The 22324-nt window shown below is 60.4% G+C and carries 21 protein-coding genes; 4 read left to right on the forward strand and 17 right to left on the reverse strand.

Annotated elements, in window-relative coordinates; all coding sequences use genetic code 11:
* Nucleotides 1-140: 140 nt before the first annotated feature.
* Nucleotides 141-1208, reverse strand: a complete 1068-nt coding sequence (locus tag ACY4LX_RS10310) for an ABC transporter substrate-binding protein (RefSeq protein WP_463259825.1) — start codon at nucleotides 1206-1208, stop codon at nucleotides 141-143.
* A 361-nt stretch (nucleotides 1209-1569) separates the two neighbouring features.
* Between ACY4LX_RS10310 and ACY4LX_RS10315 the strand changes: the two genes are divergently transcribed.
* Complete coding sequence (locus tag ACY4LX_RS10315; RefSeq protein WP_123510692.1) at nucleotides 1570-2283, forward strand: UTRA domain-containing protein; 714 nt, start codon at nucleotides 1570-1572, stop codon at nucleotides 2281-2283.
* Nucleotides 2284-2305: 22 nt separating this feature from the next.
* Here ACY4LX_RS10315 and ACY4LX_RS10320 read toward each other — a convergent pair whose 3' ends face one another.
* The 9 genes from ACY4LX_RS10320 to minC form a co-directional block, all read right to left on the reverse strand.
* The gene (locus tag ACY4LX_RS10320) at nucleotides 2306-3634 is read right to left on the reverse strand and encodes an amidohydrolase (RefSeq protein WP_463259826.1); all 1329 of its coding nucleotides are present in this window, start codon (nucleotides 3632-3634) and stop codon (nucleotides 2306-2308) included.
* A gap of 66 nt (nucleotides 3635-3700) precedes the next feature.
* Nucleotides 3701-5857 carry a mechanosensitive ion channel family protein gene (locus ACY4LX_RS10325; protein ID WP_463259827.1) on the reverse strand — a complete coding sequence of 719 codons (2157 nt, stop codon included), beginning with the start codon at nucleotides 5855-5857 and terminating at the stop codon, nucleotides 3701-3703.
* A gap of 78 nt (nucleotides 5858-5935) precedes the next feature.
* Nucleotides 5936-6112 carry a hypothetical protein gene (locus tag ACY4LX_RS10330; RefSeq protein WP_185058280.1) on the reverse strand — a complete coding sequence of 59 codons (177 nt, stop codon included), beginning with the start codon at nucleotides 6110-6112 and terminating at the stop codon, nucleotides 5936-5938.
* Between the two features lie 238 nt (nucleotides 6113-6350).
* Nucleotides 6351-7640 (reverse strand): M18 family aminopeptidase, encoded by a 1290-nt coding sequence (locus tag ACY4LX_RS10335; RefSeq protein ID WP_463259828.1) that lies wholly within the window; start codon nucleotides 7638-7640, stop codon nucleotides 6351-6353.
* A 76-nt stretch (nucleotides 7641-7716) separates the two neighbouring features.
* Nucleotides 7717-8820, reverse strand: a complete 1104-nt coding sequence (locus ACY4LX_RS10340; protein ID WP_463259829.1) for a hypothetical protein — start codon at nucleotides 8818-8820, stop codon at nucleotides 7717-7719.
* A gap of 52 nt (nucleotides 8821-8872) precedes the next feature.
* Nucleotides 8873-9508, reverse strand: a complete 636-nt coding sequence (locus tag ACY4LX_RS10345) for an RluA family pseudouridine synthase (protein ID WP_133836605.1) — start codon at nucleotides 9506-9508, stop codon at nucleotides 8873-8875.
* A 179-nt stretch (nucleotides 9509-9687) separates the two neighbouring features.
* The gene (minE, locus tag ACY4LX_RS10350; protein ID WP_007898843.1) at nucleotides 9688-9942 is read right to left on the reverse strand and encodes a cell division topological specificity factor MinE; all 255 of its coding nucleotides are present in this window, start codon (nucleotides 9940-9942) and stop codon (nucleotides 9688-9690) included.
* Entirely contained in the window at nucleotides 9942-10754 is an 813-nt protein-coding gene (minD, locus tag ACY4LX_RS10355; RefSeq protein ID WP_054049606.1) for a septum site-determining protein MinD, read from the reverse strand. Before minD ends, minE begins: the two co-directional genes overlap by 1 nt.
* Nucleotides 10755-10955: 201 nt before the next feature.
* Nucleotides 10956-11693, reverse strand: a complete 738-nt coding sequence (gene minC / locus ACY4LX_RS10360; protein ID WP_149656903.1) for a septum site-determining protein MinC — start codon at nucleotides 11691-11693, stop codon at nucleotides 10956-10958.
* A 118-nt stretch (nucleotides 11694-11811) separates the two neighbouring features.
* Here minC and ACY4LX_RS10365 point away from each other — a divergent pair, with 118 nt between their 5' ends.
* Both ACY4LX_RS10365 and ACY4LX_RS10370 read left to right on the forward strand, forming a co-directional pair.
* Nucleotides 11812-12744: a lipid A biosynthesis lauroyl acyltransferase gene (locus ACY4LX_RS10365; protein WP_149656902.1), complete on the forward strand. Its 933-nt coding sequence runs from the start codon at nucleotides 11812-11814 to the stop codon at nucleotides 12742-12744.
* Between the two features lie 35 nt (nucleotides 12745-12779).
* Nucleotides 12780-13952: a patatin-like phospholipase family protein gene (locus ACY4LX_RS10370; protein ID WP_463259830.1), complete on the forward strand. Its 1173-nt coding sequence runs from the start codon at nucleotides 12780-12782 to the stop codon at nucleotides 13950-13952.
* A 205-nt stretch (nucleotides 13953-14157) separates the two neighbouring features.
* Here the strand turns inward: ACY4LX_RS10370 and ACY4LX_RS10375 are convergent, their stop codons facing one another.
* The 7 genes from ACY4LX_RS10375 to puuE all read right to left on the reverse strand — a co-directional run bounded on the left by ACY4LX_RS10375 (nucleotide 14158) and on the right by puuE (nucleotide 21463).
* Complete coding sequence (locus ACY4LX_RS10375; RefSeq protein ID WP_149656901.1) at nucleotides 14158-14943, reverse strand: outer membrane protein OmpK; 786 nt, start codon at nucleotides 14941-14943, stop codon at nucleotides 14158-14160.
* A 499-nt stretch (nucleotides 14944-15442) separates the two neighbouring features.
* The gene (locus tag ACY4LX_RS10380) at nucleotides 15443-16801 is read right to left on the reverse strand and encodes a nucleobase:cation symporter-2 family protein (RefSeq protein ID WP_463259831.1); all 1359 of its coding nucleotides are present in this window, start codon (nucleotides 16799-16801) and stop codon (nucleotides 15443-15445) included.
* A gap of 138 nt (nucleotides 16802-16939) precedes the next feature.
* Nucleotides 16940-18241 carry a urate hydroxylase PuuD gene (locus ACY4LX_RS10385; RefSeq protein ID WP_463259832.1) on the reverse strand — a complete coding sequence of 434 codons (1302 nt, stop codon included), beginning with the start codon at nucleotides 18239-18241 and terminating at the stop codon, nucleotides 16940-16942.
* Nucleotides 18242-18291: 50 nt separating this feature from the next.
* Nucleotides 18292-18795 (reverse strand): ureidoglycolate lyase, encoded by a 504-nt coding sequence (locus ACY4LX_RS10390; RefSeq protein WP_010456681.1) that lies wholly within the window; start codon nucleotides 18793-18795, stop codon nucleotides 18292-18294.
* A gap of 143 nt (nucleotides 18796-18938) precedes the next feature.
* The gene (alc, locus tag ACY4LX_RS10395; protein WP_463259833.1) at nucleotides 18939-19934 is read right to left on the reverse strand and encodes an allantoicase; all 996 of its coding nucleotides are present in this window, start codon (nucleotides 19932-19934) and stop codon (nucleotides 18939-18941) included.
* Between the two features lie 90 nt (nucleotides 19935-20024).
* Nucleotides 20025-20540 carry a 2-oxo-4-hydroxy-4-carboxy-5-ureidoimidazoline decarboxylase gene (gene uraD / locus ACY4LX_RS10400; protein WP_463259834.1) on the reverse strand — a complete coding sequence of 172 codons (516 nt, stop codon included), beginning with the start codon at nucleotides 20538-20540 and terminating at the stop codon, nucleotides 20025-20027.
* Nucleotides 20537-21463 (reverse strand): allantoinase PuuE, encoded by a 927-nt coding sequence (gene puuE, locus ACY4LX_RS10405; protein WP_054048713.1) that lies wholly within the window; start codon nucleotides 21461-21463, stop codon nucleotides 20537-20539. Before puuE ends, uraD begins: the two co-directional genes overlap by 4 nt.
* Before the next feature lie 420 nt (nucleotides 21464-21883).
* On the opposite strand from puuE, the gene uraH reads away from it, so the two are divergent.
* Nucleotides 21884-22237, forward strand: coding sequence for a hydroxyisourate hydrolase (uraH, locus tag ACY4LX_RS10410; protein ID WP_010456673.1), 354 nt, complete (start codon nucleotides 21884-21886; stop codon nucleotides 22235-22237).
* The last annotated feature ends 87 nt before the right edge of the window (nucleotides 22238-22324 follow it).

A 22324-nucleotide genomic window follows, 5' to 3' on the forward strand; every position in this document is an offset into this window, starting at 1 on the left:
ACATTGGATATCAACGAAACCTGCAGGAGCGAGCGGTGCGGCGATCCGGCTTGCCCGCGAAGGCGCACTTTCAGCCAACATCAATGTTGAATGTCAGTCCGTCTTCGCGGGCAAGCCTCGCTCCTACAGGATCTAAAGCATCATTTCATTTCGACGATGACTTCTTCGTTCCACTTCTGCGGCAGGGCCTTGGAGGTTTTTTCCCACGCGTCGGCATCTTTGATCGGCGTCACGTTTTTGTACTGCTCGTTCGGCAGCAGCTTGGCTTTCACGTCTTCCGGCAGTTGCAGATGCTCGGCGCGGATCGGACGGGCGTTGCCGCGCGCCAGGTTGATCTGGCCGGCGTCGCTGAAGATGTATTCGCGGGTCAGCTTGGCGGCGTTCGGGTTCTTCGCGTATTTGTTGATGATGGTGGTGTAGCCGGAAATCACCGAACCATCGGACGGGATCAGCACGGTGTAGTCATCCGGGTTGGCCATCTTGGCTTTGTAGCTCAAGCCGTTGAAGTCCCAGACCACGCCGACTTCGATCTCGCCTTTTTCCATGGTGGCGATGGTCGGGTTGGCCATCGACAGGCGACCTTGCTTGGCGATGTCTGCGAACAGCAGCAGGGCCGGCTGGATGTTTTTCTCGTCACCACCGTTGGCCAATGCTGCGGCCAGTACGCCGTTGGCGGCCTGGGCGGCGGTGCTTACGTCACCGATGGACACCTTGTATTTGCCGGTCTTGAGGTCAGCCCATTTGGTTGGGGCATCGGAACCGTGCAGCAGCTTCTTGTTGACGATGAATGCGATGGTGCCGGTGTAGGCCAGTGCCCAGTTGCCATCCTTGTCTTTCGCCCAGTCTGGAACCTGATCCCAAGTGGAGGGCTTGTAAGGTTGCACCACGCCTTGCTTGACCGCGATCGGGCCGAAGGCGGCACCGACGTCGCCGATGTCGGCGCTGGCGTTGTCTTTTTCCGCAGCGAACTTGGCGATTTCCTGGGCCGAGCTCATGTCGGTGTCGATGTGCTTGAGGCCATAGTTCTTGGCCAGGTCTTCCCAGGTGCCTTTCCAGTTGGCCCAGTCATCGGGCATGCCGACGCTGTTGACGGCGCCTTCCGCTTTCGCAGCGGCTTCCAGAGTTTTCAAATCCGTATCAGCAGCCATGGCGGCGGTGCACATGGCAATGGTCGAGCCTAACAGTGATGCCAGGAAAAGCTGTTTCATCCGAAGCTCCTTTGGGCGTTTTCAACGCTGCGATTGCGGTTGTGTTGGTCTAGGTCAGCAATACCTGAGCCAATTTAAGGGGACTGCATGACACTTTCATGTCGCTGGTCGCCCTTCAGGACTTTTATTTGCCCGCAATTGGCGGGTGCCCGGTAAGCGTAGACCATGGGTGAAGGCCCGCAGGGCAAGGCACTTGGCCGATGTATTGCAAGGTTTTGACCGGCGTTGGGGATGACCGTTGGGCAGCTGTCATCTCTCAGTCATCTGCACTGCCTAGGCTTGCAGAATGTTGAAACGAGCCGGTTTTGCCGTGCGGTTCTGCCCCGAAACAGTGCTGGTCTAGTCCAGATAGGTAACGTTGATGCGCGATGAGGCAACAAAAGCGGTGACAGCCATTGGCCAGGTCCTGCAGGAACAACTCGATCACGGCCTGTTGGCGGCTGGGAGCAAGCTGCCGGCCGAGCGCAAGCTCAGTGAGTTGTTCGGTACCACGCGGATTACCGTGCGCGAAGCGTTGTTGCAACTGGAAGCCCAAGGGCAGATTTATCGCGAGGAGCGCCGGGGCTGGTTCGTCTCGCCGCCGCGCCTGGCCTACAACCTGATGCAGCGCAGCCACTTTCACGCGATGGTCAGCGCCCAGGGGCGGGTGCCTTCGACTGAGGTGATTTCCGCGCGTTTGCAGCCGGCATCGGCGGCCGTTTGCGCCTGGTTGCAACTGCCGGCGTTGTCCAGCGTGATCCAGATTTGCCGGGCCCGGCGGATCGATGGGCGACTGGTGTTGTACGTGGAGCACTACCTGAACCCGCAGTATTTTCCGGGGATTCTCGACTTCGATCTGAATCAGTCGATTACCGAGCTGTATGCGCGGCACTACGATTTGCACTACGGGCGGGTGAGGTTCGAGATTGTGCCGACGTCGTTGTCGGTGGATGCGGCGGCGGCACTTCGGGTGTCAGTGGGGAGCCCGGGCTTGAGGATTGCCCGGGTCAATTACGATCAGCATGAGCGGTTGATCGATTGTGACCTGGAGTTTTGGCGCCACGATGCGATTCATGTGGGTGTCGACGTCGTGTGAAGCCCCCGCTCCTACAAAGGCGTCAGGGTTTGGTGTTGGCGTACAGGTAATCAGTCGCCAGCGAAGCCAACGTCCGCACCCCAACCCCCAGCGCCGACTCATCGACAAAGAACCCCGGATTATGATTCGGCGCCGCTTTGCTCATGTCCTGATCCCGCGGTGTGACCCCGAGAAACACAAACAGCCCCGGCGTTTCCTTGGCATAGAACGAAAAGTCCTCCGCGCCACCCACCAGCGGCCCTTGCACCACGTCATCTTTCGCGGCCCAGCGCAGGGTCGGTAGCATCTTCTCGGTCAGCGCCGGGTTGTTAATCGTCGGGTCGTATTTCTCGATGATGGTCACTTCAGCCTTCGCGCCGCCGCTCTCGGCGATTTTCTCAACGGTCTGGCGCACGTCGGCATGCAGTTTCTGGCGGATGCCGTAGTCGTAGGAGCGGATGGTGCCGGTCATGTCCACGGACTCGGGAATGATGTTGTAGCGGGTGCCGCCGTTGATGGTGCCGATGCTGACCACCGACGGATAAGAGGAGATATCGGTGCGGCGGCTGACCACGGTTTGCAGGCCGACGATGGTTTGCGCGCCGACAGTGATCGGGTCGATACCATCCCAGGGGCGACCGGCGTGGGTTTGTTTGCCGAGGATCTTGATGCGCAGGTCGTCGGAGCTGGCCAGGGTCGGGCCGGGGCGGTAGGCGATCTGACCGGCGGGGACGCCGGCCCAGACGTGCAGGCCGAAGACTGCGTCTGGCTTGGGCGATTTCATCACGCCTTCCTCGATCATCATCTTCGCGCCCCAGGTGTTTTTGCCATCCGGGATGAAGTCGCTCGGGCCTTCTTCGGCCGGCTGGAAATAGAACACCACGGTGCCGGGCAGGGTGTCGCGCATGCCGCTGAGGATTTTCGCCGTGCTCAACAGGATCGCGGTGTGGGCGTCGTGGCCGCAGGCGTGCATTACGTCGACTTCTCTATCGAGGTAGGTGCCTTTGGCTTTCGAGGCGAAGGGCAGGTCCGAGACTTCCTTGACCGGCAGCGCATCCATGTCGGCGCGCAGGGCCACGGTCGGGCCGGGCAGGGCACCTTTGAGGATGGCGACCACGCCGGTGCGGGCGACGCCGGTCTTGACCTCCAGGCCCATGGCCCGCAGTTGTTTGGCCACCAGTTCCGCCGTGCGTTTTTCGGTGTTGCCCAGCTCCGGGTGCGCGTGGATGTCACGGCGGGTTTCCAGCAATTCGGGTTCAAGCGCCTTGGCCTGGACGGCGATTTGCTCGCGGGCGCTCTCCAGCGTTGCGGCGCCGGCATGGCCGGCGAGGAGGGTCAGCAAAACTGTCTGGGCAATGCGTGTGAGCTGCATCGGGTTTCTCCTTGGTTATTGTTTTTCTGGCTGCCTTGCCTGTGACCCGAACCTCGCGCCTAAGTGCTATTCCTTCTGCTGCCCGCCGCCGGCTGTCATCACCTGCACGCTCATGCGCGGCGTCGCCAAATCCAGCCCCGCCTCATCCAGATGCCGTTTAAGCGACAGGTTGAACGCCCGGGACACTTCCCACTGCTTGATCGGCGCGGTCTTGAACCGGGCGCGAAGAATCGCGTTGCCGGACTCGAAGCTCTCGACACCCTGGATCTCCAGCGGCGACCAGATGTTGCGCCGTTGCAGCGGATCGGTGCGCATTTTCTGGCCGACTTCGCGCATCAGTTTGATTGCTTCGTCGATGTCCATGTTGGAGGGCACCGCCACCCGGAAGATTGCGTAGCCGAATTCCCGGGAGTAGTTCTTGATGCTTTTGATTTCGCTGAACGGAATGGTGTGGACGATGCCGTCGATGTCCCGCAGGCGCACGGTGCGGATGGTCAGGCCTTCGACGGTGCCCAGGTGACCGCCGACGTCCACGTAATCGTCGATGGCCAGGGAGTCTTCGATGATGATGAACAGCCCGGTGATCAAGTCTGCGACCAGCGACTGCGCACCGAAACCGATGGCCAGACCGATCACACCGGCACCGGCCAGCAGTGGCGTGACGTTCATGCCCATGTTCGCCAGGGCGACGATCAGCGCAATGATGAAGATCGCCACGAACAGCACGTTGCGGATCAGCGGCATCATCGTCTGCGCCCGGGCATTGGCCAGGCCTTTGCGCGAGCGGGTGAGGGCGTGGTGCACGGCGGTGTCGCTGAGGATCCAGATCAGCCAGGCGAAAATCAGCGTGCCGGCCAGGCTGAACAACTTGACGCTGACTTCATGGCCCTCACCTTCGGTGAAGGCAATCAGTGACATGCCCCAGACCCGTAAACCCAGCTCGATAAACACCAGCCACACCAACAGATGGGCCAGGGTGTAGCAGAAGCTTTTCAGACGCTCGGAATACAACGCATGGCGCTTCACACCCCGTTGTGGCCTCAGCGAGTGCCGGCGCACCAGCCCGTTGATGACCATGCACAACACCAGCAACACCGTGCAGATCAGCGACTGGCGCAACGCGGTGCTGGTATCGCCCGCCGAAATGAACGTGGCGAACAGCGAAATGCACACCAGCACCAGCGCCGGCACGTACCAGAAGGTGCCGAGGATATCGATGGTGTCGCTGAGGGCGCGGCGGGTCAGGCGCCGGGACAGCGGCTGGTTGCGGATCAAATGCGCGATCGGCCGACGGAAGCGCAGGATGAACAACCCGGTGGACAATGCGGCCAACACATTGGCCACCGTCGCAGCAGTGTGCGCGAGATGGCTACCGAGGCTGGCCACCAGGCGCGGGTCGCTCAGGGCTTCGCCGAACGCGGCGAAACTGCCGATCAGCCACAGTGGGCGGAACGCCTGATGGCGCAGGATGTACAAGGCGCGATGGCGGTGCGGGCCGTCGAGCACGGAAAAGGCGATCACGCAGATCGCCGAGAAACAGGTGCCGACCACCAGCGCATAAGCCAGCACCATCGCCAGGCTTTTACCCAGAGACGAGGGCAGCGCGTAGGTCATGTAAACCGTCATCACCAGGGCAATCAGCCACGGCCCGAGTTTGCGCAACGCGAAGCGCAGCATGTCGAGGGCCTTGGGGTGTTGCGGCAGTTCTTCGGTCAGGCCGAAACGCAGGCGCACCCGGTGACTGACCCAGATCAGCGCGGCGGCCAGCAGGCTCCAGACCATCAGGATCATGGCGAAGGCAAAGATGATCGGCAGCCATTCGTTGGCCGGCAGCATCAGCGCCGAGAGTTCTTCCTTGGCCAGGTCGAATTCTTCGGACCAGCGGGTTATCGGGCTATCGGCACCGGAAAACTGCTTTTCGAAACTGGCCAGGCTGCCGCCGATCAAGCCGAGTACGCCTTGCTCGGCGGTGGGCTGGGCTTTTTTGGTGACATCGCGCAGCTTCTTCAGGTCCGCCAGCAGTTTGGTGCGCTGCTGGTCGTTCTCCAGGGACTTGATCACTTCGTCGAGGGATTGGCCCAGGGGTTCCTGGGCTTCGGGCTGGGCCTTCGCTGAATTGTTGAGCAGCCCCGGCAGACTGACTGCCTGGGCAGGCGTCATCGGTAGCAGCGTCATGAGGCAGACAAGGAGTAAACAGGGCAGGGCAAAAAGACGAGCGAACACTAGGCGGTCAACCTCGGGAAGAGCGGATCGGCCGAGTGTACGAGCCCGTCAAAATCAATGCGAGCCGGGCGCGCGGATTTATTCGTTGAGTTTGGCCAGGATCTTGTAAACCACGGTGGCCAGGATCATCAGCATGCCGAGCCACATGGCGAACACGCCGGCGTTCTTGTCGCGGAAATTGAAGCCGATGGCCAGCATGATCATGCCGACGAGAATCGGGATCAGCATCGCGTGGAACGAGGACATCGAGATCATGGCGACTGCCTTGTCGTAGGGGATAACTTAAGTCTAGGTGGCTTTTCGGCGACCGGTGGAGGGGGGTATCAAAATTGAATCACTTGTGGCGAGGGGGCTTGCCCCCGTTCGGCTGCGAAGCAGTCGTCAATCCAGTCACTGCGGTCTGTCAGGCGGAACGCATTGGATGGTTTGGGGATGCTGCGCATCCCAACGGGGGCAAGCCCCCTCGCCACATAGGTTTTTCACAATTCCCGGGTTATGGAAGCTCGCGGCAGGCGTAGAACGCGCTCAGCACTTTGACCAGGTGCGCCAGGTCGTGGCTGCCGCACAGTTCGCGGATCGAGTGCATGGCGAAGGTCGGCAGGCCGATGTCCACGGTGCGTACGCCCAGGTGGCTGGCGGTGATTGGGCCGATGGTCGAGCCGCAGCCCATGTCGCTGCGCACCACGAAGCTTTGCACCGGGACTTCTTCGGCCATGCACAGATGGCGGAAGAACCCGGCGGTTTCGCTGTTGGTGGCGTAGCGCTGGTTGCTGTTGACCTTGATCACCGGGCCGGCGTTGAGTTTCGGGCCGTGGTTGGCGTCGTGCTTGTCGGCGTAGTTGGGATGAACGCCGTGGGCGTTGTCCGCCGAGACCAGCAGGGATTTCTGAATGGTGCGTACGAATTCATCACCCTCAGGCAGCAGGCGACGCAGGGTCTGCTCCAGCATCGGGCCATCGGCGCCGCAAGCCGAGCAGGAACCGACTTCTTCGTGATCGTTGGCCACCAGCACGCAGGTTTCGTCGGTTTCGGTGGTCAGCAACGCTTGCAGGCCGGCGTAGCACGACAGCAGGTTGTCCAGGCGCGCACCGGCAATGAAGTCGCCATGCAGGCCAATCACCGCAGCACTCTGGGTGTCGTAGAAGCTCAGCTCGTAGTCGAGCACCACGTCGGCGTTGAGCCCGTGTTCGCGGGCGAGTTGGTCGGTGAGCACGGCGCGGAAGTCCACGCGCTCGTCACCGGCGAATTGCGCGAGGATCGGCGGCAACTCGGTTTGCGCGTTGATCGCCCAGCCCATGTTGGCTTCACGGTTGAGGTGAATGGCCAGGTTCGGGATCGTAGCGATCGGTGCCTTGAAGTCGATCAACTGGCTCTCGACCTTGCCGTCGCGGCGGAAGGTCACGCGCCCGGCCAGGGACAGGTCACGGTCGAACCACGGTGCCAGCAGCGCGCCGCCATAGACTTCGACGCCCAATTGCCAGAAACCCTGGCGTTGCAGTTCCGGCTGCGGCTTGACCCGCAGGCAGGGGCTGTCGGTGTGGGCGCCGACCAGGCGGATGCCGCCGTGCAGGGGCGAGTGACGGCCCATCTTGAACGCGACAATTGAGGAGTCGTTACGGGTGACGTAGTAACGACCGTTGGTTTCGACGGTCCACGGCTCACGCTCGTCAAGACGCGCAAAACCTGCCGCTTCCAGACGCTGGACCAGGCTGGCAGTGGCATGAAACGGGGTAGGGGAGGCCTTGAGGAAGTCGATCAGGCCTTGGTTCAACTCTTCGCGCATAAGAAACTCCAGACAGCAATGGGCGGGAGTTTAACGTATTGGCCTGGGGCTTTGGGCATGACGTGTGTCGCCGACGTCAGCCGGCGGCCTCGACGCGTTTTTTCAGGTACTGCATGATCACCCGTTCATCTTCGGATTTGTCCGGTTTGGGCAATTGCTCCGGCCAGCGATTACGGGCGTTCAACAGCTTTTTCTGACTGTTCTTGTCCCAACGCAGGATTTCCCGCGAGGCGCATTCCCACCATTCATGGCGGCAAGCCCCGTAATACGCCCCCTCCGGTGCGGCGCTGCCATACAGCAAGTCGCGACCAACCTTGCGCAGCGCGCCGTTCTGGTGGCGCAACTTCCATTTGATTTTCAGCCGCTGCCAGGCCGACGGAAACGGTTTGACCCGCGGCACGTCACGGCAAAGCTCAACCAGATCCTGGCTGAACTGCTCGCCATGCCGGGAGAAGAAATAGGCAACCATCGCATGGAAGAAACGTTTTTCGGCGAAGTAGTGATAGATGTACTTTTTCGCCTCAGCCACGGGCTTGTTACGCATCGCGAACGACAACGCAATCTGCTCGATGGTGTGGATGTCGAAGCCGTCCCGGGTCCATTCGTCGATCAACCGGATGGATTGGTCGAACAGGGCGCCGTCACGGTCGGTCACGCCGCACAGGCCACTGTTGTACAGCTTGAAACCGTTGGTCGGGGTGATGCCGTGGGCGTCCAGGCACGCGCCGAGCTTCTGGTATTCGGGGCGCTCGCAGACGTAGTTCCAGTCGTACTCGAAGCGATCCATCAGGTATTGGCCAGGCTGAATCTGGCTGAAAATCCGGTTCGGGTCGCTGGTGAACAGCGTGTCGGTATCGACGAACAGGGTTTTTTCCGCAAGCTTCAGGCCGGCGGCAATCGCGCAGGCCTTGCGGCGGTGGTGATAGCCGTTTTCGCCCTGCCATTGGGTCAGGGTTTCCTGACTCAGAAATACGGTATCGACCGGCCAGCCAACATAGTCCTCGGGACGGTCCGTGAGGATTCGGATGCTGGGACACTTGCCGTTTTTGGCGTGGGACAGTGCGGTCAAGATGCTGAACTTGGCTTCGCGGCGGTAAACGTCCTGGTTGCCGTAGATCAGGTAAAGCAGTTGGTTGCGGGTTTTCTTGACGGGTGTTGCCAGGGGATCGGTACAACGCATCCGGATCGGTATCCTTATTTCTTAAAGCGGGCGACTGCTTGTCAGGCAGTGCTTAAAACGGTGCCGGACACTCGAAACGCAAGCGTTCGCCGGTTTGAGGATGGGTGAAGCTGAGCATGCTCGCGTGCAGGCACAGGCGCGGCCAGGCAGCCAGGGCCTGCTCGTGGGCGTAGAGCCCGTCACCCAGCAGCGGATGGCCGATGGACAACATGTGCACCCGCAGCTGATGGGAGCGGCCGGTGATCGGCGTCAGCTCGACACGGCACCAGTCGCCACAACGCTCAAGCACGCGCCAGAACGTCAGGGCGTTCTTGCCGAATTCGTGGTCCACCACATGCCGTGGCTTGGTCGGTGGATCGTAGCGCAGGGGCAGGTCGATGCTGCCGCTGTCCAGTTCCGGCTGACCCCAGGCCAGGGCGGTGTAGGCCTTTTCGGTTTCGCGGTCGTGAAATTGCCGAGACAGTTCGCGATGGGTATCCGGGTCACGGGCCAGCAGGATGATGCCGGAGGTTTCCCAGTCCAGGCGATGGACGATACGCGCTTCCGGGTAGCCGTTTTCCTGCAGGCGGGTGATCAGGCAATCCTTGTTGTCGTCGGCCCGGCCAGGGACGGAGAGCAACAGGGTCGGTTTGTTCACCACCAGGACAGCGTCGTCCTGATGGATGATGTGGACGTTGGACAACGGCATTAAAACAGCCTCGTAACAAACGCCAACGGCGGCTCAGAACCCTGCACCCCGTAGGAGCAAAGCTTGCTCGCGATGCAGGCAACTCGGTCCATCTGGTAAACCGAGGTGATGCTATCGCGAGCAAGCTTTGCTCCTACGCGGGGCGCAGGTCTGAGCCGCCGTGGCTCCCGCCGGATCGACTAGCGATCTGGCAGGGTGATATTGAGTTCCAGAATCGAGCAGCTACCCTGGTTTTCCAGGGCGACGTGCACGTCATCGGACCCGATATTGACGTACTTGCGGATCACTTCCACCAGTTCCTTCTGCAAGGCTGGCAGGTAGTCCGGGGTACTGCGCTGGCCGCGTTCATGCGCCACGATGATCTGTAGACGCTCTTTCGCTACCGACGCGGTACTAACCTTTTTACTGGCACGAAAGAAGTCAAAAAGATTCATTATTTACCTCCAAACAGGCGCTCGAAGAAGCCTTTCTTCGTCACATCGAGGAAACGATGTTCCTTTTCTTTGCCAAGGAGGCGGTCGACCGCATCGCCGTATGCCTGACCGGCATCGCTCTGGTCGTCGAGAATCACGGGCACACCGGAGTTGGAGGCTTTCAGTACGGCCTGGGATTCCGGGATGACGCCCAGCAGGGTCACGGCCAGAATCTCTTTGACGTCTTCAACACCGAGCATTTCGCCGTCGCTGACGCGTTGCGGGTTGTAGCGGGTCAACAGCAGGTGTTCCTTGATCGGGTCTTCACCCCGTTCGGCGCGACGGGACTTGCTGGCCAGCAGGCCCAGCATGCGGTCCGAGTCACGTACCGAGGAAACTTCCGGGTTGGTCACGATGATCGCTTCATCAGCGAAGTACATGGCCAGGTGAGCACCTTTCTCGATGCCGGCCGGGGAGTCGCAGACCACGAAATCGAAGTCTTCTTTCAGCGCCATCAGAACCTTTTCCACGCCTTCGACGGTCAGCGCGTCTTTATCGCGGGTCTGACTGGCGGCCAGTACGTAGAGGTTTTCCAGGCGCTTGTCTTTGATCAGGGCTTGTTGCAGGTTGGCTTCGCCGTTGACCACGTTGACGAAGTCATACACCACGCGACGTTCGCAACCCATGATCAGGTCGAGGTTACGCAAACCGACGTCGAAGTCGACGATCACTGTTTTGTGGCCGCGCAGAGCGAGGCCGGTACCGATAGCGGCGCTGGTGGTGGTCTTACCCACACCACCCTTGCCGGATGTAACCACGAGAATCTTGGCCAAGGTGTTTCACCCCTAAGGAAAAAGGACTTTTAGCCCCTGAAAAACATCTCTTGAAAAACTACTGCAGTCGGACAGCCTTGGCTGGAATCCGGTCCTGGGCGGCATTTACCGGCGGTAAGCACTGCTTTTGGCCTTTTTCCTACTTCGTTTGAGCCGTTTTCGCTACGTTTTAGAGATGCTTGGAAAATGCGGCAGTATCCGTTAAAGCCGAATGATGTTCAACACGTCGCCCGACAGGCTGACTTGTACGCCCGAGCCCCACAACGGATCGCGCCGCAGGTCCTCGGAAACCTTGTAATGACCAGCGATGGAGAGCAGTTCGGCGCTCATCTGCTGGCAGAAAATCCGCGCTTTCGTGTCGCCCTTGACCCCGGCCAGTGCACGACCGCGCATCGGGCCGTATACATGGATGTTCCCATCGGCGAGAAGTTCCGCCCCCGGGCTGACCGACGAAACGATGACCAGATCGCCACCCTGGGCATAGATCTGTTGGCCACCACGTACTGGCGAAGTGATTACCTTGGTCGGTTTAATCGTCGGTTCCGGTGGTTTTTCCGGCTTTTTCACCACGACGCCTTCGTTCGGGTCCAGCGGCCGCTCACGGGCACCGGACGGCGGCAGCACCGGCAGGTCGACGGCGATGGCGGCGGCGATGTCCTCGATGCGGCTGGCGCGGATCGCCAGGGTGCGCAGGCCATGGGAACGGCACACGCGCATCAGGCCCGGCAAATCGACGGCGCCTTCGCTGGCCGGGAGTTTGTCCAGGGCCAGCACCAGCGGCGCATTGCTGAAGAAATTCGGCGCCTGGGCAACCTTGGCGGCCAGTTGTCGATCGAGGTTCTCGAGGTCGTTACGGGCCAGTTCCAGCACCGTAATGGCGAGCATGCTGCCCTTCAACTGGAACACAGGATCTTGGTCTAGCGGTTCGGTTTGGCTCATGGTCGGCATACAACGGCTTGTCACTAAAAGTGCCGAGACTTATAACGAGAACGCCCGCAGGCCGCAAGCCGGGTCGAACGATGTAGAATGCGCGGCCATCGTCTTTCCGGAAGCTTTAATGGATCGCCCGCGTTTTCGTCCCGCCTTTCTTTCTCCACGTTTCTGGCCGCTGTGGTGCGGGCTGGGGCTGTTGTGGCTGATTGTCCAGTTGCCGTATCCGGCGTTGCTGCGAGTCGGCCGCCTCCTGGGTGCCTTGATGTACCGGGCGGCCGGCGACCGACGGCGCATCGCCAAGCGCAATCTTGAGCTGTGTTTCCCGCAAAAGTCCGCCGAGGAGCGCAAGCGCCTGCTCAAGGAAAACTTCGCCTCCACCGGCATCGCTTTCTTCGAAATGGCCATGAGTTGGTGGTGGTCGCGCCAGCGTCTGGCCAAACTGGCCCATGTCGAAGGCCTGGAGCATCTGAAAAAAGCCCAACGCGACGGCAAGGGCGTGATTCTGATGGCTGTGCATTTCACCACGCTGGAAATCGGCGCGGCATTGCTCGGTCAGCAGCACACCATTGATGGCATGTACCGCGAACACAAGAACCCATTGTTCGACTACATCCAGCGTCGCGGACGCGAGCGGCACAACCTCGATTCGCTGGCGGTAGAACGCGACGACGTGCGCGGCATGCTCAAGTTGCTGCGGGCGGGCCGGGCGATCTGGTACGCACCGGATCAGGACTATGGCGCCAAGCAAAGTATCTTCGTGCCGCTGTTCGGGATTCAGGCGGCGACCGTCACGGCCACCAGCAAATTCGCGCGGTTGGGCAAGGCGCTGGTGGTGCCGTTCACCCAGGAGCGACTGGCGGACGGCAGTGGTTATCGCTTGGTGATCCATGCGCCGCTCGAAGGTTTCCCCGGCGAGACCGAAGAGGCCGATTGCCTGCGCATCAATCAATGGGTCGAAGGCGCCTTGCGCGATTGCCCGGAGCAATACCTCTGGGCCCATCGCCGCTTCAAGAGCCGTCCGCCCGGCGAGCCGAAACTCTACGCAAAACGCGGTTGAACCACCGATCCCCTTAAGCACCATGGAGTGTTGCGATGCGCCCAGCTGAACCGGTTACAGGGTTGATTCTTTCCGGCGGCGGGGCTCGAGCGGCGTATCAGGTGGGCGTGCTGGCGGCGATTGCCGAATTGCTGCCGCCGGGCGCGGACAATCCGTTCCCGGTGATCGTCGGCACCTCGGCCGGGGCGATCAACGCCGTCAGCCTGGCCAGTGGGGCGATGGACTTTCGCGGCGCCATCGAGCGCCTGACCGCGTTCTGGCAAGGCTTGCGCAGTCATCTGGTGTTGCGCAGCGACTGGCCCGGCGTGATCCACCAGGCCAGCCGCTTTGTCAGCCACAGTTTGCTCGGCATCGGCGCCCAGGTGCCGGTGGCATTGCTCAACAGTTCGCCGCTGCGTGGCTTGCTCAACGACAAACTGCAAATGAACGGCATCGCCGAGGCCATCGCGCAGAAGCAGTTGCAGGCGGTGGCGGTGACCGCGTTCGGTTACGAATCCGGCCAGGCGGTCACCTTCTATCAGGGCGGCGGCACCATCGACGCCTGGTTGCGCCATCGCCGGATCGGCGTGCCGACCCAATTGACCGTTGAACACTTGCTGGCCAGCTCGGCGATTCCGTTGTTGTTCGCCCCGGTGAAGATCGGCGAAGAGTTTTTCGGCGATGGCGCGGTGCGCCAGTCGGCACCGATCAGCCCGGCCCTGCACCTGGGAGCGAGCAGGGTGCTGGTGGTGGGTGTCAGCGGCAACCCGCGCGGGGTCGACCCGGAACAACCGCTGCAACGGGCCTACACCGGCCAGCAGCCGACCCTGGCGCAGATTGGCGGGCACATGCTCAACAGCACGTTCATTGACAGCCTGGAAAGCGATATCGAGCTGTTGCAGCGTCTGAATCAGTTCAGCCACTTGATGCCCGATGGCACGCCGACCCGTGCCCTGGGCGTGGCGCCGGTGGAAGTACTGGTGATTTCGCCGAGCCAGCCAATCGACGAGATTGCCGCGCGGCATCGCCAGGAATTGCCGGCAGCGTTACGCCTGTTCCTGCGCGGGCCGGGTGCGACCAAGACCAGCGGGGCGGGGGTGTTGAGTTATCTGCTGTTCGAGGCGGGGTATTGCAGCGAGTTGATTGATCTCGGGCGGCGGGATGCGTTGGCCAAGCGCGATGAGTTGTGCCGGTTTTTGGGGTTGGCGGAGCCGGTGATCGCCGCTTGAGATTGGCGGTGTGGCTATCGCGAGCAAGCTTTGCTCCTACAGGTTTTGTGTCGTTCACATAATCCCCGAACGATACAAAACCTGTAGGAGCGAGGCTTGCCCGCGAAGACGTCCTCCCGGACACCACAAACAAAAGACCACAACCCCCACCCACCCCGGATGCGCACGTGGCGGACAGCAGCTGCGGTCTCTTGTCTTCAGCTCATCAGAAGTGGAACTTCACCAGGAAGCTCGTCACGTTCTGGTTGGTGGTAAACGCGTTGGTGTCATCAATCCCGTACTTGTTCTTCCAGTAGTCGTATTCCACACCGACGTACAACTGCTTCTCGCCGAAATTCAGCGCCTTGCCCAGGTCGTATTTGACCTGCGGGTTGAAGTGCAGGTTGGCGTGGTATTCGCCACGGGCGTTTTTGTCGTTGTCGACCACCCAGTCCATGTAGCCATCGATCAGGATGTTCGAGTCACCGACCGGGATGGTGTAGGACCAGACGGGGGTGATCTGCCAGACGTTGTTGCCTGGACGATCGCCATCAGGATGGCGCTGGTAGAAGTTCAGCTGGAAGTAGTCGAAACCGGGAATCGCCAGGTCGAAACCCGGGCCGATCAGGTAAGACTCGGAATCACCTTCGCCGAACTCGTAAGTCATCGCCAGCAAGACGTCTTTGATCGGGCCGAATTCGATCTTCTGGTCCAGGACTTTGCCCAACGAAATGCGGGGCTGGAACTCACCGTAATAGGTGTTCGGGCCGTTGTTGAAGTCCTTGTCACCGTTGTAGAAGATCTTGTCGATGAACAGGAAGTTATCCCCATATTTCCAGGCATCGGCGTGCTCGAAAGTGACGGTTTGCTGAATGTGCGGGTTGACCTTGAAGTCCTTGCCATACAGGTAGGTCAGGCTGTTGTTCTGCCATTGCAGCAGGTCGCCGGCCATCGCTTGGCCCCCGGCCAGCAAGGATCCCGCGAGCATCAGGCTGGTGCACGTACGTTTCATTCGGTTGCTCCCAAAAAGTAGGTGGTTCCACGTTTTTTTTCTTAGGTCGGCGCTCTGGTGTGGCGCCTTTCTTTGCAGCTTTGAAAATTCATCCATTCGGTCAGCTTTGTTGCTGTTAGCAAGAGCTGAGCCAAGGCTTTCGAAAAGCCAAAAAACTCCCGTTCGGCTGTTCGAAAACAGTCGATTACGGGAGATTTTTGAATGCCTTGCTACCGTCCAGTGCCGGGGTAAGTTGGCTTTCTGGTCAGGAATTAAATCCGGGCTTTTTTTTAGACCGGATTCGGGCGGCCGCGGAGAATACTGACTCCTTGGCCAGGTCTCAAGTGCCCCGCAACAGCGCACCGACGACAGGTTTGGGGCACGGTTGGCGGCGGGTGGCCTGGCGTCGCAAAACGACAGACTTGAGGGGGTAAAAACCATCTGGTGCTTCCTCTTGTTTTTATTGTTGAGGCGCAGGCAGTTGCTGGCTGCCACAGGGCAGCCAGGTCGCAGGTTTCGATCAGTGCGGGTGGGCGGCGCAGTCGTTGATGGCTGCGCGCTCTTTACCGCCGAGAATGTTGAACAGCAGGTTCAGGGACAGGGCACTCAAGGTCGCCATGGCGATGCCGCTGTGGGTGATCGGGCTCATCCACATCGGCAGGTGCGCGAAGAACTCCGGACGCACCACTGGGATCAGGCCCATGCCAATGCTCACCGCCACCAGCAACTGATTGCGCCGGTCGCCGATGTCGGCTTCTTGCAGGATCTTGATCCCGGTCGCCGCGACCATGCCGAACATCGCAATCGCCGCGCCGCCGAGGACTGCCGGGGGAATCGACGCCACCAGGAACGCCGCTTTCGGCAACAGGCTGAGCATCACCAGCAAGCCACCGGCGACGATGGTCACCGAGCGGCAGCGCACGCCGGTCATCTGCACCAGGCCGATGTTCTGCGCGAAGGAGGAGTGGGTGAAGGTGTTGAAGAATCCGGCGAAGAACGAGGCCGCGGCGTCACACAGCAGGCCGCGACGCAGCATCCGTGGGCAGACTTCGCGGTCGGTGATCTTGCCCAGGGCGAGGAACATCCCGGTGGACTCGACGAAGATAATTACCACCACCAGGCACATGGACAGGATCGGTGCGAGTTCAAATTTGGGCATGCCGAAATGCAGCGGCGTGACGATCTGCACCCACGGCGCCTGGGCCATGCCGCTGAGGTCGACCATGCCGATCACGCCGCAGAGTACGTAGCCCAGGCACATGCCGATCAGCACGGAAATATTGACCCAGAACCCGCGCATGAAGCGGTGGACCAGCAGAATCGTGGCCAGCACCAGTGCGGCGATGGCCAGGTAAATAGGCGAGCCGAATTGAGCGGCGCCGGCACCGCCGCCGGCCCAGTTCACGGCCACAGGGAACAGCGACAGACCGATCGAGGTGATGACCGTGCCGGTCACCAGCGGCGGGAAGAAACGCACGACTTTGGACATGAACGGCGCGATGAGCATGCCGAAGAACCCGGCGGCGATGGTCGCACCGAAGATCCCCTGCAAGCCGATCCCGGGCATGCCGGCCATGGCGACCATGCTGCCGACCGCAGCGAAACTGGCGCCCATCATCACCGGCATGCGAATGCCCATCGGGCCGATGCCGAGGGATTGCACGATGGTGGCGATGCCGGCCACCAGCAGGTCGGCGTTGATCAGGAAGGCGATTTCTTCACGACTCAGGCCAGCGGCCTGTCCGATGATCAGCGGCACCGCGATGGCACCGCCGTACATCAGCAGAACATGTTGCAGACCGACCAGGATCAGTTGCAAAAGGGGCAAACGCTGAATGGCGGGTGCGTCGGGGATGCGCGCTTCGGATAGCTCGGACATGCAACACCTCGGATCTTTTTTATTCTTGTGATTTTTGTATCAGGTGACCGCGGCGCGGCCGTTCGCGGGCAAGCCTTGCTCCTACAGGTCAGCGTGGACCTTGTAGGAGCGAGGCTTGCCCGCGAAGCTTTTCAGCGATTAATTGGTCTGGGCTCCCTGGTTGATCCACGCACCAATCAGGTCACGTTCCTGCTGGGTCATCTGTGTGATGTTGCCCAGTGGCATGATCTGGCTGGCGACGGCTTGCGCCTGGATCCGCGGGGCCAATTGCTGGATTTGTTGCGGGGTATCGAACATCACGCCGGCCGGGGCTGCACTGAACAGCGGGCTGGTGGGTTTGGCCGAATGACACACGGCGCAGCGTTCCTGAATCACGCTGTGCACCTTGTCGAACGCCGGGCCCTGGTTCGATGCTTGCGCCGGTGCGGCGGCTGGAGCTGCAGGTTTCGCCGCTTCAGGTTTGAGGCCTCCACCGACGGCGGTTTCCGGCAACGGTTGGTACTCGATGGTGCCAGGGGCCTTGGCCACTTCCGGTGCGCTCGGCATTTGCGCCGGGCCCGTCACGTAGGCCAGGCTGATCATGCCGACGGCTGCGACCGGCAGGGTCCAGGCAAACTTGTGGCTGTCGTGGCGGGTGTTGAAGTAGTGACGCACCAACACCGCCAGCACCGCGATCCCGGCCAGGATCAGCCAGTTGTATTGGCTGCCGTAGGTGCTCGGGAAGTGGTTGCTGATCATGATGAACAGCACGGGCAAGGTGAAGTAGTTGTTATGACGCGAACGCAGCAAGCCTTTGGCCGGCAGCGCCGGATCGGGCGTGCGGTTCTCGGCAATCGCCGCCACCAGTGCCCGTTGCGCCGGCATGATGATGCGGAACACGTTGCCGACCATGATGGTACCGATGATCGCGCCGACGTGCAGGTACGCACCACGACCGCTGAACACTTTGCTGAAGCCGTAGGCCGCCGCAATGATCAGCACGAACAGGATGCCGCCGAGCAGGGCAGGGCGTTTGCCCAGGGCTGAGTCGCAGAGGAAGGAGTAGATGAACCAGCCGATGAACAGCGAGCCGATACCGATGGCCACACCTTCAGGACCGCTCAGGGTGCTGCCCGGGGCCAGCAGATAGAGTGTCGGGTTGGAGTAGAACACCACGCACAGCAGCGCGATCCCCGACATCCAGGTGAAGTAGGCTTCCCATTTGAACCAGTGCAGGTTGTCCGGCATGGTCGGTGGAGCCAGTTTGTATTTTTCCAGGTGATAGATACCGCCGCCGTGGATCGCCCACAGATCGCCTGCCAGACCACTTTTCGGGTTGACCCGATTGAGGTTGTTTTCCAGCCAGACGAAATAGAACGACGCACCGATCCAGGCCACGCCAGTAATCATGTGAACCCAGCGCACGCTCAGGTTCAGCCATTCCAACAGATGTGCTTCCACAGTCTTTACCTCTCGCCTGTCACTCTGTTGTCGAGTGATCAGACCTTCTCTTATTGGTGGGGGGCAAGGATCAACCGCTCATCCTCTTTGAAAAAATGCTCATCGCAGTTATTGCCTGTGCCACTGCGATCAACCACCAGGAAGTCATCCCGCTTTTCGATCGTCAGCACCGGATGGTGCCAAACGCCGCGATGGTAATTAATGCCCTGCCTGCCGTTGGTGACGAAGGCGCGGACCAAGCCTGATACAGGTTCATCGCCAAGTGGCGCGACCACGATCAGAAAGGGGTTGCCGAGCAGCGGAATGAAAGCCTGGCTGCCCAGCGGGTGACGCTCCAGCATGCTGACGGTCAGCGGCATGTCCTGCGCGTCGGCGCGGAAGATGCTGATGATCGCGTTGTCTTCTGGCGTGGCGGTCTGCACCGTCGCCAGTTTATGAAAGCGCATGGTCGAACCGTTGTTGATCATGAAGTGATCGCTGCCGTCGGTTTCGATCACGTCACCGAAAGGGGCGAAGGCTTCTTTGGTCAGCGGTTCAATCGTCAGTGTGCGCATGCTGGTCTTCTTTTCGTTGAGTTCTGTTGATCGTTCCCACGCTCTGCGTGGGAATGCAGCCCGTGACGCTCTGCGTCACATCCAAAGCGGACGCGGAGCGTCCGGTGATGCATTCCCACGCAGAGCGTGGGAACGATCGGGTGTTATTTAGCGACCTTGCCCAATACGCGCAGGCGACTCACGCCCCCATCCGGGAACACATTGAGGCGGATGTGGGTGATCGGCCCCAGGGCCTTGATCTGCTCGGCGAAGCTGTGTTCGGCGTGCATTTCCAGTTTCTGCGCCGGCAGCAGTTCGCGCCAGAACAGCGATTGGGTTTCGATCTGGCTGTCGGTACCGCCCTTCACGAATGCACCTTGAATGGAGCAGGTGTCCGGGTAGTTGCCCTTGAAGTGCAGGGTGTCGACGATGACTTTCTCGACTTCGCCGGCATGACCCAGCGCCACGATCACCCAGTCATTGCCCGGTGTGCGACGACGCGCGGTTTCCCAGCCATCGCCCATGTTGATGCCACGGCCCGGGTTGAGGATGTTGCTCATGCGACCGAAATGTTCGTCGGAGCAGGCGAGGGCGCGGCCACCGTTGAGGGCTGCGGCCAGGTCGATCTGCTCGTTGTCGCCCACCGCCGACCAGTCACGGTGCGGCACACCGTACACACGCAGACGCGCTACGCCGCCATCCGGGTAGATGTTGAAGCGCAGGTGGCTGAAGGCCTGGTCGTTGTTGATTTCGTGGTAGTGGTGGCTGTTGCCTTGCAGCTCGACGGCCGACAGCACTTCAACCCACTGGGTGTTTTCGGTCGGCTCGCCTTCAGCCAGGAAACAGGCTTCCAGGGACGCCGACGGCGGGTAGTTGCCGGTGAAGAATGAAGTGTCGATGTCCACGCCTTTGATCGAACCCGCGACACCCAGGCGAATCACTGCGCTGTCATAGCCTTCGAAACGCTTGCGGCGCGATTCCCAGCCGTCCATCCACTTGCCGTTGTCATCGAACACGCCTTCTTTCCACACGGCCGGGGTCGGCTGGAACAGGCGGTTGGCATCAGCGAACCAGTCATCGGTGACCGAGATGATTTTGGTGCCCAGGCGGGCGTCGGCCAGGTTGACGAACTTCTCGAAAGGTACGGCGTAAGCTTTCATTCTTCTTGTCTGCCTTTAATTAGTTGGCTTGGGATGCTCTCGGGGCCCAGGGAAACGCAAGCGTTCATGAGGTTTCTTGGGCCAGGATCGCTATAGGGTCAGTAATCGGAACAGGGCGATCTTGTTGATCTCCGCCAGCGCGCATTTGAACTCGGTGTCTTCCGTGTTGTGAATGCGCGTTTCGAACGCCGCGAGGATCTGATGCCGGTTGCTGCCTTTTACCGCCATGATGAAGGGAAACTTGAACTTGGCTTTGTAGGCGTCGTTCAGCTCGGTGAAGCGCTGGAACTCTTCGGCCGTGCATTGGTGAATCCCGGCGCCAGCCTGTTCATTGGTGCTGGCTTCGGTCAGTTCGCCCTGGACGGCCGCACGGCCGGCCAGGTCGGGGTGAGCGTTGATCAGGGCCAGTTGGCTGTGTTGGTCAGCGCTCAACAAAATGTCGCTCATGCGCTGGTGCAGGGTTTCGATCTCGTCGATCGAAGCGTCCTGGCCCAGGTCGAAGGCCTTCTCGGCCACCCATGGCGAATGTTCGTAGATGTCGGCGAACGCGGCGACAAACGCGTCGCGGCTCAGGCTCGATGGTTTGACGGTTTGAAAGGTGCTCATTTCGCAGCCCCTTGGTACGGGTGGGTTTCGTGCCAGTGGCGAGCGATGTCGACGCGACGGCTGAACCACACCTGTTCATGACTTTTAGCGTATTCGATAAAGCGCTTGAGCGAGGCCAGACGCGCCGGACGGCCGATCAAGCGGCAGTGCAGGCCAATCGAGAGCATCTTCGGCGCCTCGGCACCTTCGGCGTACAGCACATCGAACGCGTCTTTGAGATATTCGAAGAAATCGTCGCCCTTGTTGAAACCCTGGACCTGGGTGAAACGCATGTCGTTGGTGTCCAGGGTGTACGGGATCACCAGGTGCGGCTTGCCGGTTGGGTTGTTCGGTTCCCAGTAGGGCAGGTCGTCGTCGTAGGTGTCGCAGTCGTAGAGGAAACCACCTTCTTCCATCACCAGCCGGCGGGTGTTCGGGCCGGTGCGGCCGGTGTACCAGCCCAACGGGCGTTCGCCGGTGAGTTCGGTGAGGATGCGGATCGCTTCGAGCATGTGCTCGCGTTCCTGGGCTTCGTCCATGTACTGGTAGTCGATCCAGCGATAGCCGTGGCTGCAGATTTCGTGGCCGGCTTCGACCATGGCACGGATCACGTCCGGGTGGCGCTGGGCGGCCATGGCGACGGCGAAGATGGTCAGCGGGATGTCGAATTCCTTGAACAGTTTAAGCACCCGCCACACGCCGGCGCGGCTGCCATACTCGTAAAGGGATTCCATGCTCATGTTGCGCGCGCCTTGCAGCGGCTGCGCCGAGACCATTTCCGAAAGGAAGGCTTCGGATTCTTTATCGCCATGCAGGATATTGCGCTCGCCACCTTCCTCGTAATTGAGCACGAAGGACAGGGCGATGCGGGCATTGCCCGGCCAGTGTGGGTGCGGAGGGTTACTGCCGTAACCAACCAGGTCGCGTGGGTAGTCAGCGCTCACTGCAGTCTTCCTTCTTGTTCGTGTCGACTTATTCAAGGTCAGAGTTGTGTGGCAGCCTGGTGTGGCGTCACAGCGATGGGCTGATTGTATACAACTTTATATTCAATTTGTAAGCCTGATTTTTTGCATTTTTCACTGACTGTCATGAATGGGTGTTACTGCAAGAAACCTGCCTGGCTGGTCAGCTAATGGGTAAGAGGTCCGCTGCACGCATGGTTCGTGGTCAGATTCGCCGGGAAACCTTGTGTGGCGGTGGTGGCGATAAAAATGTCGTTTTTATTGTGTACAATTTTTTTGAAAAGTGTCTTAATCAGTCGCTCGCCGCAGCTTTTCGTGCTCCGAAACGGTGCGGTCTCCTTTTCAACTGACTTCGGGAGGCGCGAGGCCTGACTGCTGTATGCAGGCAGGCGCGCAGAATCAATGGGACGTTTGACTACACACGTTTTGGACGCTGCACACGGTTGCCCGGGCAGCTCGATCAAGGTCGAGTTGTACCGCGTTGAAGGCTCGCAGCTGGAATTGGTCGCCAGCGCGATCACCAACAGCGATGGCCGTGTCGATGCACCGTTGCTGCAAGGCGATGACTACCGTTCCGGGGTCTATCAGGTTCAGTTTCATGCGGGCGATTACTACCGCGCCCGTGGCGTTCAGTTGCCGGAGCCGGCGTTCCTCGACGTGGTGGTGCTGCGGTTCGGCATCTCTGCGGAACAGGATCACTACCACGTGCCGCTGCTGATTTCGCCGTACAGCTATTCGACCTACAGAGGAAGCTAGACTCCCCCAAGAATCTGCGCATAAAGCTTCTTTGGTCTTTTGCCCGCCCACACTGCGGGCTTTTTTTTGTCCCGGAAAATGTGGTGT

It is taken from the genome of Pseudomonas sp. Emmai (assembly GCF_055179735.1).